General features: G+C 64.2%; 18 protein-coding genes. 12 read left to right on the plus strand and 6 right to left on the minus strand.

Annotated elements, in window-relative coordinates; genetic code table 11:
• Positions 1 to 219: 219 nt before the first annotated feature.
• The 4 genes from EN869_RS08560 to EN869_RS08575 all read left to right on the plus strand — a co-directional run bounded on the left by EN869_RS08560 (position 220) and on the right by EN869_RS08575 (position 3855).
• On the plus strand, positions 220 to 873 hold the full coding sequence (locus tag EN869_RS08560; protein WP_127225775.1) for a TetR/AcrR family transcriptional regulator: 654 nt from the start codon (positions 220 to 222) through the stop codon (positions 871 to 873).
• Positions 874 to 914: 41 nt separating this feature from the next.
• Positions 915 to 1946, plus strand: a complete 1032-nt coding sequence (locus EN869_RS08565; RefSeq protein ID WP_127225774.1) for a histone deacetylase family protein — start codon at positions 915 to 917, stop codon at positions 1944 to 1946.
• Positions 1947 to 2380: 434 nt separating this feature from the next.
• Complete coding sequence (locus EN869_RS08570; RefSeq protein ID WP_127225773.1) at positions 2381 to 3091, plus strand: helix-turn-helix transcriptional regulator; 711 nt, start codon at positions 2381 to 2383, stop codon at positions 3089 to 3091.
• Positions 3088 to 3855 carry a helix-turn-helix transcriptional regulator gene (locus tag EN869_RS08575; protein ID WP_127225772.1) on the plus strand — a complete coding sequence of 256 codons (768 nt, stop codon included), beginning with the start codon at positions 3088 to 3090 and terminating at the stop codon, positions 3853 to 3855. The genes EN869_RS08570 and EN869_RS08575 overlap by 4 nt, the downstream gene beginning before the upstream one ends.
• A 62-nt stretch (positions 3856 to 3917) precedes the next feature.
• Here EN869_RS08575 and EN869_RS08580 read toward each other — a convergent pair whose 3' ends face one another.
• The 6 genes from EN869_RS08580 to motA form a co-directional block, all read right to left on the minus strand.
• Entirely contained in the window at positions 3918 to 4355 is a 438-nt protein-coding gene (locus EN869_RS08580; protein ID WP_127225771.1) for a hypothetical protein, read from the minus strand.
• Positions 4356 to 4372: 17 nt separating this feature from the next.
• Positions 4373 to 5455 (minus strand): flagellar biosynthesis protein FlhB, encoded by a 1083-nt coding sequence (gene flhB / locus EN869_RS08585; RefSeq protein WP_127225770.1) that lies wholly within the window; start codon positions 5453 to 5455, stop codon positions 4373 to 4375.
• A gap of 24 nt (positions 5456 to 5479) precedes the next feature.
• A complete protein-coding gene (locus EN869_RS08590; protein ID WP_127225769.1) occupies positions 5480 to 6505 on the minus strand; it encodes a flagellar motor switch protein FliG in 1026 nt (341 codons plus the stop codon).
• Positions 6506 to 6548: 43 nt separating this feature from the next.
• Entirely contained in the window at positions 6549 to 6929 is a 381-nt protein-coding gene (gene fliN / locus EN869_RS08595; protein ID WP_127225768.1) for a flagellar motor switch protein FliN, read from the minus strand.
• A 30-nt stretch (positions 6930 to 6959) separates the two neighbouring features.
• Complete coding sequence (locus EN869_RS08600; protein ID WP_245489393.1) at positions 6960 to 7862, minus strand: FliM/FliN family flagellar motor switch protein; 903 nt, start codon at positions 7860 to 7862, stop codon at positions 6960 to 6962.
• A 70-nt stretch (positions 7863 to 7932) separates the two neighbouring features.
• Complete coding sequence (gene motA / locus EN869_RS08605) at positions 7933 to 8808, minus strand: flagellar motor stator protein MotA (RefSeq protein WP_112096303.1); 876 nt, start codon at positions 8806 to 8808, stop codon at positions 7933 to 7935.
• 147 nt (positions 8809 to 8955) lie between these two features.
• On the opposite strand from motA, the gene EN869_RS08610 reads away from it, so the two are divergent.
• The 8 genes from EN869_RS08610 (at position 8956) to flgG (ending at position 14999) form a co-directional block, all read left to right on the plus strand.
• Complete coding sequence (locus EN869_RS08610) at positions 8956 to 10077, plus strand: DUF1217 domain-containing protein (protein WP_127225766.1); 1122 nt, start codon at positions 8956 to 8958, stop codon at positions 10075 to 10077.
• A gap of 7 nt (positions 10078 to 10084) precedes the next feature.
• Positions 10085 to 10807, plus strand: coding sequence for a flagellar basal-body rod protein FlgF (gene flgF / locus EN869_RS08615; RefSeq protein ID WP_127225765.1), 723 nt, complete (start codon positions 10085 to 10087; stop codon positions 10805 to 10807).
• A 4-nt stretch (positions 10808 to 10811) separates the two neighbouring features.
• The gene (gene fliI, locus EN869_RS08620) at positions 10812 to 12218 is read left to right on the plus strand and encodes a flagellar protein export ATPase FliI (protein WP_127225764.1); all 1407 of its coding nucleotides are present in this window, start codon (positions 10812 to 10814) and stop codon (positions 12216 to 12218) included.
• Entirely contained in the window at positions 12199 to 12987 is a 789-nt protein-coding gene (locus tag EN869_RS08625; RefSeq protein ID WP_127225763.1) for a hypothetical protein, read from the plus strand. Before fliI ends, EN869_RS08625 begins: the two co-directional genes overlap by 20 nt.
• An 85-nt stretch (positions 12988 to 13072) precedes the next feature.
• Complete coding sequence (gene flgB, locus EN869_RS08630; protein ID WP_127225762.1) at positions 13073 to 13453, plus strand: flagellar basal body rod protein FlgB; 381 nt, start codon at positions 13073 to 13075, stop codon at positions 13451 to 13453.
• Between the two features lie 2 nt (positions 13454 to 13455).
• On the plus strand, positions 13456 to 13872 hold the full coding sequence (gene flgC, locus EN869_RS08635; RefSeq protein ID WP_095817159.1) for a flagellar basal body rod protein FlgC: 417 nt from the start codon (positions 13456 to 13458) through the stop codon (positions 13870 to 13872).
• Entirely contained in the window at positions 13872 to 14201 is a 330-nt protein-coding gene (locus tag EN869_RS08640; RefSeq protein ID WP_127225761.1) for a flagellar hook-basal body complex protein FliE, read from the plus strand. The genes flgC and EN869_RS08640 overlap by 1 nt, the downstream gene beginning before the upstream one ends.
• 9 nt (positions 14202 to 14210) lie before the next feature.
• A complete protein-coding gene (gene flgG / locus EN869_RS08645) occupies positions 14211 to 14999 on the plus strand; it encodes a flagellar basal-body rod protein FlgG (RefSeq protein WP_127225760.1) in 789 nt (262 codons plus the stop codon).
• Position 15000 lies beyond the last annotated feature (1 nt).

The raw sequence follows: 15000 nt of genomic DNA on the forward strand, positions 1-15000 counted from the left end.
CGCCACATCCAATGAGCAGCCGCTCCACCGGGGCGATGCCATGGGACAAAGTCGATGCCGATGCGCCGTCTTCGAAATTCCCCTTGTTATCGTTGAAGACAGCGTGGATAAAGAATGCGACTGTTTATTCGCGTTTGTCAACAGCCGGAATTTGGAATGTATAGTGGACTGCACCGCGCGCCGATGGTGAGGCCGGGCGGGGAACGGGGGCAACGAGCAGTGAAGCGCAGTCTCGACCGCAAGACCAAAATAGCGCTCGAACCGCGCAAGCAGCCGCGGCAGCAACGGTCGAGCAAGGTGGTCGACAGGATTCTCGACGCAGCGCTGATCCTGACCCGCGAGCAAGGAACCAAGACCCCGACGACGCTCGCCATCGCGCAGCGCGCGGGCCTATCAGTCGGTTCGGTCTACCAATATTTTCCCAACAAGGAAGCCATCCTTCTCGAACTCGGCAGGCGCTGGCTGTCGTCCTTTCCCGAGGTGATCGCCAAGCGCATCAAAGTCGCCCCACCCACCAACCGCGAAGAGTTTCGCCGCGAAGTGCGCAAGCTCTTTGTCGACACGTCCCGGATCTATCTCGACAACGCGACCCTGATGCCGGTGATCGAGGCGATCTCCGGCAACGCCGACCTGAGGCCGATCCAGGACGAATACGACAAGGACATCATCGCCCTCTACGCGGCCTGGTTGCAGCATGTGAACCCGGCCCTTGCGGAAAAGACCGCCAAGCGGCTGGGCCTGGTGATGATGGAGGTCGGGCACGCCTGCAGGCTTGTCGGACTGAAGCGGGATCGCAAGACATACGACCTCATCGAGGACGATGTGGAAGCCATGTGGCTGGCTCTCGTGACCCCCTATCTCAACCTCGACTGATTTCGCACCTCCAACCGATTTCGCACCTCCAGGGGAATTCTATGAAAACTGTCTATTCGCCGCTCCACGCCGGCCATTCAGGCCAGATGGAACTGGTCACGTCGGCTATCGTGCCGGGCTTCGAGAAACCGTCGCGGGCCGAATTCATCAGGGCGCGGGTGGAGAGCGAGAAGCTCGGGCCGATCATCGGGCCGGTCGAGCACGACCTCGCCGCCGCCAAGCGCGTGCATGAGGCCCACTATATCGATTTCCTGCCGAGGGTGTGGCCGGAATGGGTCGCTGCGGGTTTCAAGGGCTCGGCTATGGGCTTCACCTGGCCGACGCGCGGCCTGCGCGGCGACGTGCCGCCGAAGCGCGTCGACGCCCTGCTCGGTTACTATTCCTTCGATGCCGGCGCCACGTTCGTCGAAGGCACATGGGCGGCGATCAAATCGTCCTACGACGTCGCGCTGACCGCCGCAGCCCTGGTCAAAGGCGGAGAGAGGACGGCCTTCGCGCTCTGCCGCCCGCCCGGCCACCACGCGGGCGCAGCCTTCATGGGCGGCTACTGCTTCATCAACAACGCCGCAGTCGTCGCGCAATGGTTCCGCGACCAGGGCGCCAAACGCGTGTCGATCCTCGATGTCGACTACCACCACGGCAACGGCACGCAGGAGATCTTCTATCGCCGCGGCGACGTCCAGGTGCTCAACCTGCATGGCGATCCGATGGTCGAGTATCCCTTCTTCCTCGGCCACGCCGACGAGCGTGGCGAGGGCGACGGCGAAGGCTTCAACATCAACTACCCGATGCCCTTCGGCACCAGCTGGGACGGCTGGAGCGCCTCGCTGGAAGACGCCTGCGCCAAGCTCGCGGCCTACGCTCCCGACGTGGTCATCGTCTCGCTCGGCGTCGACACTTTCGAGAAGGATCCGATCAGCCAGTTCAAGCTGAAGAGCGAGGACTACCCCAAGATCGGCCAGCGCATCGCCAGGCTCGGCCTGCCGACGCTGTTCGTCATGGAAGGCGGCTATGCCGTGGAAGAGATCGGCATCAACGCCGTTGGCGTTCTGACCGGCTTCGAGGACCGCTAAGCCGTACCGGATCGAAGGCGCCCTCGGCTACAGCCGAGGGCGAATTTTCTTGCAGCCACGCCGGGAAACCATCGGCTCGGTTCGACTGTCAAATCCCCGCCTGGCAACGCGTAGATCGGCCGCTGAGTCGCAAAGCGAGTCCATCAGATTCGATTTTGTCAAATCGCGTTTGATGTCGGATTCATCTGCGGGTAGATTAGACCCGAATCAGCCGGTCCACGGGGGGCGCGGCGACCACCCAAAGTCTCAAGTTCCGGCGCCAGGCCGGCACCAGACGCGGACGGTTTCGCGTTCCCTAGAGGGATTCGGCGCGGTTGGGCGCCGTTCGCGCCCGTGGGTGTGTCTTCGTAAACGTGACGCGTTTCGGGGTCCGGCCGCTGGCTTCGCCAGCACCGGGCGCAAGGATCGATTCCGGCAAGAATCCAAGAATTAAAATGAGCAGTCCCGCCGCGCTTCTCCAACCCGATGCTTCAGGCCCGCGCCTGACGTCCCGCGGCGATCTCACCAGTTTCTTCATGCAGCTTGCCGCCGATATCGGCGCCGACAGCTACATGCTCGTCGCCATCGTGCATGACCAGGACCGCAACGATGCGCGCATCGTTTCCTCGAACTGGATCTTCGACGCCATAGAGCTGATCGGTAAGAGGCTGATCGCCAACCTCGCGCTGGGTCCCTTGACCGTGGCGCCGGGGGTGCGCCCCAAGCCATTGGTGGCGGCGCACGCACCCGAGGCCGGCGCATTGCTGACCGGCGAGGAGGCCCGCCTGCTCGACGTGCTGGGCCATGCTGAAATCTATTCGCTGAGGCTCAATGTCGGCCGGCAGCGCCTGTTCGTGCTGTTCTCGGCGGCCGAGGCGGACAAGATCGATCTGACCGCCCTGATGAAGGCGCAGCTCAAATGCTGCTACGCGCTTTCCAGCATTCCGCAGCTGATCGCGGCCGCGTCCATGCAGGATCCGCTGTCGGACCGCGAGCGCGAATGCCTGTTCTGGGTTTCGGAAGGCAAGACCACGGATGAGGTGGCCGTCATCCTCGGCGTCTCGTCGAACACCGTCAACAGCTACATCACGCACGCCATCCAGAAGTTCGCGGCCTCGAACCGCGCGATGGCGATCGCGACGGCGATCAGGAGCGGCATCATTTGAGGCGCGCAGAGGTCAGAGAGGCGGCGGCCGCCCTTTTCAACGATCAACGCAATCCGTTCGGCGCCTTCTCGCTCGGCTCGGAGACGCATCATGCGGTGACAATCCCGGACGCGGTGCGCCGCTGCCGCTGGATCGCCGTCGATATCAACGCCTCGGCCTTCGGCCTCTATTTCGTCAGCCCGTCGCCCGAGCGCGCGCGCCTGGTGGCGTGTTTCGATTCCGACTACCCCGGCACGGCGGTCGCGACCAAATTCATCTCCGGCGCCAATGGCGAGGACGTGGTGCGCCACAGCCGCATCTCGACGGCGCCGCGCTGGTGGGTCGACGGCATCGCCGGATCGCGGCAGGTCTTCCAGTCGCTCGCCTGGGCCGAGGAAGCCTCACCGCTGGCGCCCGGCACCAACGGCATCGCCTTTCCGGTGCATGCCGATCGCGGGCAATGCGGGCTGGTCGTTTTCCTGGGCTCGGAAATAGCCTTGTCGGACGAGACGCTCTGCGAGATCCACGCCCGCTCCTTCGCGCTGTTTGCCGCGGTCGCCCGCATCCGCCCCGGCGACGCCGGCCGGACGCGTTCGATGTCCAAGCGCGAGCTCGAATGCCTGAAGCTGACCGCGAACGGCAACACCAGCGAAGAGATCGCCAAGCTGCTCAAGCTCTCGGTGCACACAGCCAACCAGTATCTCACCCAGTCGACGCAGAAGCTCAACGCCGTCAACCGCAACCAGGCGGTCGCCAAGGCGTTGCGGCTCGGCCTGATCGAATAGCCGCATCAAGCCGGCGGCGCTGTGAGGCGCCGCCGCGAGCCTAGGCGACTGCAATCAGATTATCACGGGAAGGCGAGCGGCTCGGTCTTCCGGATACGAGCCTCGTCGATCGCATCCCCAAGCAAGGCAGTGTTGTGTTCGGGCGTCTCGCCGGGCTTCTCGAACGACACGTAATTGACCACCACGGACGGCCCGCGCTCGGTCAGCGTCAGCTGGAAATAGACCGTCACGCCGCGCGGCCGCAGCTCCAGATCGAGCACGATGCGCGGGCTGCCGCTCCAGTCGACATGAGCTTCGCCGCCATGGCCGAGCCGCAATGTGCCCGGCCGGAAGTAAAGTTCGGCGGCCGAATCCACCAGGTCCGACAGGCAGGCGAAATGCTCGAGCCGTATGAAGGCGATATAATCGGCAACGTCGATCAGCCTCAACTCGCCCACCACGGGCTCGATGGCGCTGGCGACGATCAGCTCGCGGGAGTTGGCATGTGGTTGCCGGTCCATGGATTAGCGGCGTCCGTTCATTGGGTTGCTTTGCGTGAGGCCTTCTTCGAGTAGACGATCCGCACCAACTCGGCGACCGCCTGATAGAATTGCGACGGGATCACGCTATCAACCGAAACTTGCTTGTACATGGAGCGCGCGAGCGCCACGTCCTCGAAGATCGGGATGTTGTTCTCCCTGGCGATCTCGCGGATCTTGAGCGCCACCAGGTCCTGCCCCTTGGCCAGCACGATCGGAGCGGAGTCCTCCTCGCGCACATATTTCAGCGCGATCGAATAGTGTGTCGGGTTGGCGATCACCAGCGTCGCGCGCGGCACCGCCGTCATCATGCGTTTGCGCGCCCGGTCGCGCGCCAGCGAGCGCAGCCGCGACTTGACGATCGGATCGCCTTCCGACTGCTTCAACTCGTCCTTGACTTCCTGCTTGGTCATGCGCAGGTCGCGCCGCCAGTGGAAACGCGACCAGACGATGTCGACCACCGCGATCAGGCCCATGACGAACACGATCGCCACCAGGATGTCGACGAAGATACCGCGGATGACCATGCCGAAGGACATCGGGTTGGTGATCATGCCGGCGAGCAGCTTGCGGTGATCTTCCGACAGCGTGAAGCTCAGCACCGCGATGGCGAAGCCGAGCTTGGCCAGCGATTTCAGGAATTCGACCCATCCCTGCACACCGAACATCCGGCTCCAGCCCTTGGCGATGGAGATGCGCGACAATTGTGGCCTGATCCGCTCGCCGACGATTTGCGGGAGGTTCTGGAAAACCGAAGCGCCGATGCCGGCGACCGTCATCAGCACCAGCAGGCTGACGACGGCGCGGCCGATTTCGGTCATCACCCGCCTGTAGAGCGAGATGACGTCGGTCTCGGTGTTCATCGGCCAGGCTTCCGGCTTTTCCAGGAATGTCGACAGGAACATGCCGAGATCGACGATCGCGTCCTTGGCGTAGAAGACGGCGAAAACCAGTATGGCGAGGAAGGACGCAAAGATCGCGGTCTCACGCGAATGGGGCAGCTTGCCCTGCTCGATCGTGTCGCGGATCTTCTTTTCTGTGGCTTCCTCGGTTTTGGAATCCTTGTCGACCGCTTCAGCCATTGCGTACTGACCGTGTCGCTATCGTCAAGCGGCTTCGGCAGCGGTGGCGGTCTGCATCGAAGGCAGCTCGAAAGCTCCTTCGCGCGACAGCCGGATCGCGGCGACCGATATGCGCTTGCGCGCCGCCATGATATCGGCGAGCGCAATGCCTTCCGATCCTTGTCCGAGTTCGGATTCGATCATGCGGCGCGAGCGCGCGCCGATCGCCGACAGCGCGGATTCGGCCAGTTCCGGCGAGGCGCCGCGCAACGCCAGTGTGACGATCTCGGTCGACAGCCCGTCGAACAGCAGAACCCGGGCTTTCTGCGGCAGCAGCGGCAGGTCGTCGAAGGCGAATAGCCGCGACTTGACGCCGGCGAGATCGGGCGTGCCGGCCTGCTCCAGGTCCTGCATGAGGTCGTCCAGTTCCGGCTTCGCCATCTCATTGAGCATGCTGGCGACGCGTTCCTGGCCGGCCGAGGTGTCCCTGCTTGCCTTCTGCGACAGCACGCTGACGCGCAATTGGTTCTCGACGATACGTGATGCGGCGTCCGGGACGTTGGCCATCGTCACCATGCGCTTGATGATCTGGCTGCGCATAGGCTTTTCGATGGCGAGCAGCACATTGGCGGCCGTCTGCGGCGCGAGCTTTGAAAGCACCATCGCCGAGGTCTGCGGATGTTCGCCTGCCAGGAAGGTGCCGAGCCGCGCCGGCTCGAGCTTTTCGAGGTCCGGCCAGATCGGCGCGGGTCCTTCCGCGACCGGCTCGAACTTCTTCTCGCCCATGATGGCGCTCATCTCCTCGGGCGACAGCGACTCGTTGAGGATCGTATCCATGCGATCGGCCGAATCGAGCAGGCCCGCGCCCTCGGTGAACTCGGCTTCGAATTCGGCGACGATGCGCTCCAGGTCAGCCTGCGGAATGGTGCGTAGCAGACGCGCTCCCTCGATCAGCGCCTTCAGCTCATCCTGCTTGAAAAATTTGAGCAGTCTGCTGGCCGCGGGCTTGCCCATTGCCACCAGTATGGCTGCCGCCTTTTGCGGACGTGTCAGCGCCAATGCCGTCGTCATGCGTATTGCCCTCGCTGCCTATTGGTCCGCCCGTCGAGCATTTTCAGGCGCTTTTCGTCGCCGCGATGATTTCGGTGAGCCTGATGCCGAAGCGCGTCGGATCGTTTTCCAGCACCGTGATCTCGCCGCGCGCGATCTTGCGGCCGTTGACCACAACGTCAACGGGCTCGCCGATGCGGCGATTGAGGGCAACCGTTGAACCCTTCTGCAGCGCCATCAACTCCGACACCGGCATCTCGGTGCTGCCGAGGATGATCTGCACGTCGACCGGAATGGTCATGATGATGGAGGAATTGGCGCCCGACCGCAGGGCGGCATCCGGGCGCGCTTCCTCTTCCCGCAGCACGCCGCGCAGTTCCTCGATGGCGCGGTCGAGCTGTTCGTCGGGCTGGTCGGGTTCGGCTTCCACCTTGGTTTTTGCCATCTGTCGTCTCCATAAATCCCGAGCCTGGCGTCAGCCCGGCATCAATCCGTCGATGAAATCTTGCCCGGCATCATGCGAATGGCTGACACGGACGGTGTAGTTCTGCCCAAGCTTCCCGAATTCGCAGACAAACAGGGTCTTGTCGCGAGCGCTGAGCTTGGCGTTGAGCTGCGCGTTCTCCTCGAATTCGATCACCTGGCCGGGCGCGAACGCGGCGAGATCGCCGAGCGTCAGCCTGGCAAGCGGCATCGTTGCCTCGAGCCGGACGGTGGAGCGCATCACCTCTTCGGAGAAGCGGGCTCGCCAGTCGAACTCCGTGGCCTCGCCATCCTTGCCCGGGGCGGCTTCGCCGTCGCGCGAGGTGAGCAGCAGGCGCTGCGGGATCATCACCGTGAGCATGCCGCTGTCGGACGGCGTGGAAAGGCCAAAGACGATGCGCACGGCTGCGCCGTCGCGCAGCACGCGCCGCCTTGCCTCGTTGCCGGCCATCGCCTTCGGCACCGGCAGGCGCAGGTCGAGCGAGCGTTTGCCGGATCCGTTGAGCGCCGTCGCGACCTCCTGGAACACGGTCGTCGCGACATCGGCTTCGATCTGCGACAGGTCGCGCTCGATCGGCGCGACCGGCTGATCGGGATCGCCGCCGAACAATGCGCTCACCATGACCGCGACCGCTTGCGCATCCATCACGAGCGTCATGGCGTCGGCCGAAGAAGGTGAGGAAACGATAGTCAGCGCAAAGGCATCGCCGGCGCGCGAGCGCGCCTCTGGAACGCGGCCGACCTCTACCGCTTGCAGGTCGACCGTCACCGGCGCGCCGAGCTCGCCGGCCAGCGCTTTCTGCAAGAGCGGCAGCGCCCGTTCGGCCATGCCGCGGCCGACGCCGATCACCTGCGCCGCCTCGCCGCTGTCGCCGACGAGACGTTCGATGATCAAGGCCCGCGTTTCTGACGGACTGCCCGGACTTGTCATGACGGCAAGCGGTCCTGTCTGGGATCGAGCATGCTCAGGCCGCCTTCTTCTCGGCGGCGCCGGCGTTCATGGTGCTCTGCTCGACGGCATCGATCGTCGGACGCTCATAGGAGGAGATGGTCTTGCGGCCGAACTCGATCGCCACCTGCGGCAGGGCGCCGTTCATATACGCAAGCAGCGTCTGCTTGACGATGATGTAGAGGCGATTCTTCTTTTCGCGCACCGTCTTGATCTTGGTGGCGACCGGACCGACCACCGCGTAGGACAGGAAGATGCCGAGGAAGGTTCCGACGAGCGCCGCGCCGATCAGGCCGCCGAGGATTTCCGGCGACTGGTCCAGCGCGCCCATCGCCTTCACCACGCCGAGCACGGCGGCCACGATGCCCAGTGCCGGCAGGCCGTCGCCGACCGCGACCATTGCGTGATAGGCCTTCAGCTTGTCGGTGCGGATCGTCTGGATCTCTTCGTCCATCAGCGCTTCGATCTCGTGCGAGCGGGCGTTGCCGATGATGATGATGCGGCAATAGTCGCAGATGAAATTCGTCAGGTCGTGGTTCTTCAGCACGGTCGGGAAAGCCTGGAAGATGGCGGACTCTTCCGGATTGTCTATATGCGCCTCGACCTCGCTGCGCGACTTGGAGCGCAGCTCGCGCATCAGGCTATGCAGCACGCCCAGCGTCTCGAGGTAATCGCGTTCCTTCGGCACCGCCTGCTTGAAGGCTTCGAGAATGCCCTTGCCGGTGTCCTTGACCGTCTTCATCGGGTTGGCGACGAGGAAGGTGCCGAGCGCCGCGCCGCAGATGACCACCGCTTCCCATGGCTGCAGCAGCACATGCAGATGGCCGCCCATGGCCATGAAGCCGCCGAGAACGCAGCCGAGCGTCACCACAAGTCCGATCAGAATGCCCACGACAGGTCCTTCCGCATGTCACATCGTGGATCAGGGATAGTCCCCGTGCCTTGTGTGAGGCTTGAATCGAAGGCTGCCGACGCGATTCAGCTTCGCGCAAGGAAGTGACGTTATTGTCCGGGGATAGCTTCGGCCGGAGGCGTGTCCTTGCTCAATACCTACACCAGCTATCAGTTGATTGCCAAAGACATCAGCAAGTCGATCACCCGCATCGAGCAACAGCCGACGGTCGATCGCGACACCCAATATTATCTGGCCAACATCACCAAGGTGAAATCGATCGACGATTTCGTCAACAATGACCGCCTGTTCAAATATGCCATGAAGGCCTACGGGCTGGAGAACATGGACTACGCCAAGGCCTTCATGGTCAAGGCGCTGAAAGAAGGCGTTTCCGATCCCGACAGCTTCGCCAACAAGCTGACCGACAAGCGCTATGCCCAGTTCGTCAAAGCTTTCAATTTCGCGGCGGACGGCGCCGATGCGACCGTCTACAACCCGGCGCAGCAGCTGGTGACGAAGAACTACGCCATCCAGGCCCAGATCGCCGGCCTCGACCCGAATTCGGACTATGTGAAGGGCGAGACGACCTACTATCTCGCCAACATCACCAAGGTGAAATCGGTCGACGATCTGATGTCGAACGACCGGCTCTACACTTATGCGCTGGCGGCGTACGGCCTGGATTCGGCGACCGAGGACAAGGACCTGATCAAGTCGGTCCTGCAAGGCGGCGTGCGCGATCCCGACAGCGTCGCCAACAAGCAGACCAACAAGGCCTATGCCGGGCTGGCCTCGGCCCTCAACTTCGAGCAGTACGGCGAAAACGCCACCACCTATGTTCAGGCGCAGCAGCCGACCGTCGACATGTACATGCGCCAGACGCTCGAGGAAGATGCCGGCAAGACGAATGAAGGCGTGCGGCTGGCGCTCTATTTCCAGCGCAAGGCGCCCGACATCACCAACTGGTACGACGTGCTGGCCGACACCGCTTTAGCCAGCGTGGTGCGCACCGCGCTCGGCCTGCCGGATTCCTTTGCCACCGCCGACATCGACAAACAGGCGCAGCTGTTCGGGCAGAAGCTCGACATCAAGGACTTCACCGATCCCGAAAAGCTCGGCAAGTTCCTGACCCGGTTCACCAGCATGTACGAGATCGCCCACCCGACCTCGACGGCCGTGACATCGGTCAGCGTGCTCTTTGCGCAGCCGACCACCATCGGCATCTCCACCGACCTGATGATGGCCATGCAGCAGTTGAAGTTCTGAGACGATCATGCAGGACAGCCTTTACGTCGCCCTTTCCTCACAGATCGCGCTCGAGCGCCGTCTCGACACCATCGCCGACAATGTCGCCAACGCCTCGACCATCGGCTTCCGCGCCACCGGCGTGAAATTCGAGGACGTCGTCTCCGGCACCGGGCCGAAGTCGGTCTCCTTCGCCTCTTCCGGCAAGACCTATCTTTCCGGCGCGCATGGCGCGCTGACCGAAACCGGCAACCCGTTCGACTTCGCGGTGCAGGGCGACGCCTGGTTCGCCATCGATACGCCCGCCGGCACCGTGATGACGCGTGACGGCCGTTTCTCCATGAACGAGAACGGCGAACTGATGTCGATCGAAGGCTATCCGGTGCTGGACGGCGGCGGCGCGCCGATCCAGCTCGATCCGCGCAACGGCCCGCCCAAGGCAGGCGCGGACGGCTCGCTGAGGCAGAACGACCAACTGGTCGGGGCCATCGGTCTCTACAATTTCGACCCCGGCGACAATTTCGTCCGCTACGGCAATTCGGGCATCGTTCCGGCGCGCACCCCCGAGCCTGTCACCGATCGCTCGGATGTCGGCATCGCGCAGGGATTTCTGGAAGAATCGAACGTCAACCCGGTGCTGGAAATGACCCGGCTGATCCAGGTTCAGCGCGCTTTCGAGAACACGGCGGCGCTGATGCGGCAGACCGATTCCTCCACCGACGACGCCATCAAGACGCTCGGCTCGAAGTGACGGCATGACGACCGGCTCGTCCCTGTTGCGCGCTTCCGAGAGCCCGGCGGATACCGGAAGAACGGACAGGCTGGCCGCCCTCGAACGCGTCTGGCGGCGGTTCGACGATCCGCAGACATTGCTTGCGCGCGGCGGCCGCATCGCCGAAATATCGCCGACGCATTACAAGGTCCGCGGTCTGTCCGGAATTGCGAGGCTCGGCGACATCGTGGAACAGCGCGGCAGGGCCGGCGCGCGGCGTGGCGAGATCGTCAAGATCGGCAGCGAAGAGGTGGTGGTCGCGCCCTTCGAACGCAGCGCCGATGCCGGCATCGGCGACGCCGTCTTCCGCCGCGGCCCGCTCACGGTCACGCCGCATGTCTCCTGGCGCGGGCGCGCCATCGATGCCTTGACCCGCGCCATCGACGGCGGCCCGCCACTGGTCAGGCCGAATGCGGCCGATGCCGCGCATGGCGCGACGCCGAGCGCCCTGTCGCGTCAGCGGGTCGACACCGGCTTCCTTACCGGCGTCAGGGTGATAGACATCTTCACCCCGCTCTGCTTCGGCCAGCGGCTCGGCATCTTCGCCGGTTCCGGCGTCGGCAAGTCGACGCTGCTTGCAATGCTGGCCGGCGCCGAGGCCTTCGATACCGTGGTCGTGGCGCTGATCGGCGAGCGTGGCCGCGAAGTGCGCGAATTTCTCGAGGACACGATCGGCGCCGACAGCATGGCCAAGACCGTGGCGGTCGTCGCCACCAGCGACGAAAGCGCCATGATGCGCCGCCGCGCGCCCGACACCGCCATGTGCGTGGCCGAGCATTTCCGCGACCAGGGCCATCGCGTGCTCCTTGTGCTGGATTCCATCACCCGCTTTGCGCATGCGCTGCGCGAGGTGGCGACCGGAACGGGCGAGCCGCCGGTGGCGCGCGGCTATCCGGCCTCCGTCTTCACCGACCTGCCGAAGCTGCTCGAACGCGCCGGTCCCGGCGCCGAAGGCAAGGGGTCGATCACCGCCATCATCTCAGTGCTGGTCGACGGCGACGACCACAACGATCCGGTTGCCGATTCGGTGCGCGGCATCCTCGACGGCCATGTCGTGCTCGACCGCGCGCTTGCCGAGCAGGGCCGCTATCCGCCGGTCAATCCGCTATCATCCATCTCGCGCCTTGCCGACAAGGCCTGGAGCCCGGAACAGCGCGTGCTGGTGACAAGGCTGAAATCGATGATCGCGCGCTTCGAGGATACGCGCGACATCCGTCTTCTGGGTGCTTACCAAAGCGGCGCCGATGCCGAGCTCGACAACGCGGTGCGCCAGGTGCCGCTGATCTATGAGGCGCTGACGCAATCGCCGAGGGACCGCGCATCGGCCGATCCGTTCGCCGACCTCGCCCGCCATCTCAAGGGGAAGCTGAATGGCGATCAAGGAGACTGAGCTCCAATACACCGAGCGCATGTTGCGCGATATGCTTGCGGAAGCCGAGGCGGCGGAGAGGGCCGAGGCCGACAAAGCAAGAATCGCCAAGGACGAAGCAGCGCGCGCCAAGGCTCAGAAGGCGACAGCTCTTTTGAGCCGGGCCGACAAGCCGGGTCTGCCGAGGGCATCCACCGCCGGGACCGCCGATGTCGCGCAGGCCAGCCGCGATTCTCTGCTCGACGGGCTTTTTCCACGCACCGAGTGGCCGCAGCCGCCGAAAGCCCAGTTCCCGCGCCTGATCGACAGAAGCGCCGACCGCCGCAGCGATTTCGTCATCGCCGCGCTCGGCATCACGCTCGGCCTAATCTGCGCGTTGTTTCCCTGGTACATATTCTTCAACCAGGAGCAGTTCGGCGTCCAGGCGATCAAGTTCGGCGGCAGCGGCAGCAATTCCGGACGCGAGGGCGGTGGCGTCGTGGCCGAACGCAGCGAGCCGCTGACGGCCAAGGAGGTTCCCAGTCCAGATATCGACCTTTTCGCCACCGGAACAGTGCAGGACGATCCTGCGCCGCCGCCCGGTGACCAGCCCTTCCCCGCCGCCGCTTCGGAATTCAAGATGGTGCATGTCGCCAACGGCCGCGCCATGATCGAGGACGACACTGGCCTGTGGCTCGTCCAGCGCGGCTCGGTGCTCCCCGATTCCAGCCGCGTCGCCTCGATCGAGCAGCTCGGCGGCAAGTGGGTGATCGTCACCAGCACCGACAAGGTGATCCCGCTCTCGAAGTAGCCGCGCCCCGGGGCAACCGCCCTCCCGCGCAAGGTCCGCGCAAGACTGGCCGCCTAGTCTGTGCGTACTTGCCCGGGAGATTCCCATGGAACCCGTAAACCTTTTCGATCTCGCCACACGCCAGTCGCAATGGCTGGCCGTGCGCCAGTCGGCGATCGCCTCCAACATCGCCAATGCCAACACGCCCGGCTACACGGCCAATGATGTCGAGCCGTTCGAAAAGGTCCTCGACCGGACCGCGGTGACGCTTGCCGCCACGCAGGCGGGCCATCTTGGCGCCGAAACGGCCAATGCCGGCTTCAACGTCAAGCCGGAGGATCCCAACGGCGCGATCATGCCGTCTAAGAACACGGTGGTGCTCGAGCAGGAGCTGATGAAAGCCGGCGAGGTCCGCCGCTCCTTCGAGCTCAACACGGCGATCGTCAAGGCCTTCCATTCGATGATGACGATGGTGGTGAAGAGCTGACCATGGATGCCCTCACTGCAGCCCTCAAAGTCGCGGCATCCGGCCTTGGCGCCCAGTCGGAGCGCCTGCGCGTGGTCTCGGAAAACCTCGCCAACGCGCAGTCGACAGGCAGCACCCCCGGCGCCGATCCCTATCGTCGCAAGACGATCACCTTCCAGTCCGAGGTCGACCGCGCGACCGGCGGCTCGCTGGTGGAAGTGAGCGCCATCAATCGCGATCCTTCGGACTTCCCGATCGAATTCCAGCCCGGCAACGAAGCCGCCGACGCCAAAGGGTACGTCAAGATGCCCAACGTCAACACGTTGGTCGAAATGGCCGACATGAGCGAGGCGAACCGCTCGTATGAAGCCAACCTGCAGGTCATCAAGCAGGCTCGCGATCTGATTTCCATGACCATCGACCTGATGAGGAACCAGTAATGATCGGCGGTATCGGGGCAATACAATTCAAGACGGCGGTTGACGGCGCGGAGTCGGCCTCACCGAACCTGCTGCAGGGCGGCGTCGGCACGCAGGCCAGCGAAAGCGTGGGCAGCAGCTTCGCCGAAGTCCTCAGCCAGGCCGCGACGAAAACCGTCAACACGCTGCAGGGCGCCGAGCAGATGTCGATACAGGCGCTCAAGGGCGACGCCGATACGCGCCAGGTTGTCGATGCGGTGCTGAGCGCCCAGCAGGCGCTGCAGACCACCATCGCCATCCGCGACAAGGTCGTCTCGGCCTACCTCGAAATCAGTCGCATGAGTATCTAGGACCGCGTCATGAAAGCACTTGCCATCGCCGCCACCGGCATGAATGCCCAGCAGACCAATCTGGAAGTCATCGCCAACAACATCGCCAACATCAATACCACCGGCTACAAGCGGGCGCGGGCCGAGTTCTCCGACCTGCTCTACCAGGTCGACCGCACGCAGGGCGTGCCCAATCGCTCCAACACGTCGCTGGTGCCGGAAGGCGTCTCGATCGGCCTTGGCGTCAAGACGACGGCGGTGCGCAACGTCCACACGCAGGGTGAGCTGGCCAGCACCGGCAACAGCTTCGACCTGGCGTTGACCGGCCGGGGCTGGTTCCAGATCGAGGGCGCCGACGGCGGCACGCTCTACAGCCGCGCCGGCGCCTTCAACACCAATGCCACCGGGCAGCTCGTGACGGTTGACGGCGCCAACGTCATCCCGGCCATCACCGTGCCGACCGACGCCGTCGAGGTGATCGTCAACAAAACCGGCCAGGTCTTTGCCCGTCTCCAGGGCCAGACCAATCTCCAGCTGCTCGGCCAGCTTCAGATCGCCAACTTCGCCAACGAGGCGGGCTTGGCGCCGCTCGGCGACAACCTCTTCCAGGAAACCGCCGCCTCGGGTCCGGCCAATGTCGGCGTACCCGGCGATCCCGGCTTCGCCACGATCCAGCAGGGCTACCTCGAATCCTCCAACGTCGATCCGGTCAAGGAAATCACCGAGCTGATCTCGGCGCAGCGCGCCTACGAAATGAACTCCAAGGTCATCCAGGCCGCCGACGACATGGCCTCGGTGGTCTCCAAGAACATCAGGTAAC

This window comes from Mesorhizobium sp. M2D.F.Ca.ET.226.01.1.1 (assembly GCF_004022705.2).
In the GTDB taxonomy this organism is placed as follows: Bacteria; Pseudomonadota; Alphaproteobacteria; order Rhizobiales; family Rhizobiaceae; genus Mesorhizobium.

Bases quoted from the DNA above. Each gene is read 5' to 3' on its own strand.
- EN869_RS08565 (WP_127225774.1), top strand. From the start codon at position 915: ATGAAAACTGTCTATTCGCCGCTCCACGCCGGCCATTCAGGCCAGATG.
- EN869_RS08570 (WP_127225773.1), top strand. From the start codon at position 2,381: ATGAGCAGTCCCGCCGCGCTTCTCCAACCCGATGCTTCAGGCCCGCGC.
- flgF (WP_127225765.1), top strand. From the start codon at position 10,085: ATGCAGGACAGCCTTTACGTCGCCCTTTCCTCACAGATCGCGCTCGAG.
- EN869_RS08580 (WP_127225771.1), bottom strand. From the start codon at position 4,355: ATGGACCGGCAACCACATGCCAACTCCCGCGAGCTGATCGTCGCCAGC.
- EN869_RS08625 (WP_127225763.1), top strand. From the start codon at position 12,199: ATGGCGATCAAGGAGACTGAGCTCCAATACACCGAGCGCATGTTGCGC.
- flgG (WP_127225760.1), top strand. From the start codon at position 14,211: ATGAAAGCACTTGCCATCGCCGCCACCGGCATGAATGCCCAGCAGACC.
- flgC (WP_095817159.1), top strand. From the start codon at position 13,456: ATGGATGCCCTCACTGCAGCCCTCAAAGTCGCGGCATCCGGCCTTGGC.
- flhB (WP_127225770.1), bottom strand. From the start codon at position 5,455: ATGGCTGAAGCGGTCGACAAGGATTCCAAAACCGAGGAAGCCACAGAA.
- EN869_RS08590 (WP_127225769.1), bottom strand. From the start codon at position 6,505: ATGACGACGGCATTGGCGCTGACACGTCCGCAAAAGGCGGCAGCCATA.
- fliN (WP_127225768.1), bottom strand. From the start codon at position 6,929: ATGGCAAAAACCAAGGTGGAAGCCGAACCCGACCAGCCCGACGAACAG.
- fliI (WP_127225764.1), top strand. From the start codon at position 10,812: ATGACGACCGGCTCGTCCCTGTTGCGCGCTTCCGAGAGCCCGGCGGAT.
- EN869_RS08640 (WP_127225761.1), top strand. From the start codon at position 13,872: ATGATCGGCGGTATCGGGGCAATACAATTCAAGACGGCGGTTGACGGC.
- flgB (WP_127225762.1), top strand. From the start codon at position 13,073: ATGGAACCCGTAAACCTTTTCGATCTCGCCACACGCCAGTCGCAATGG.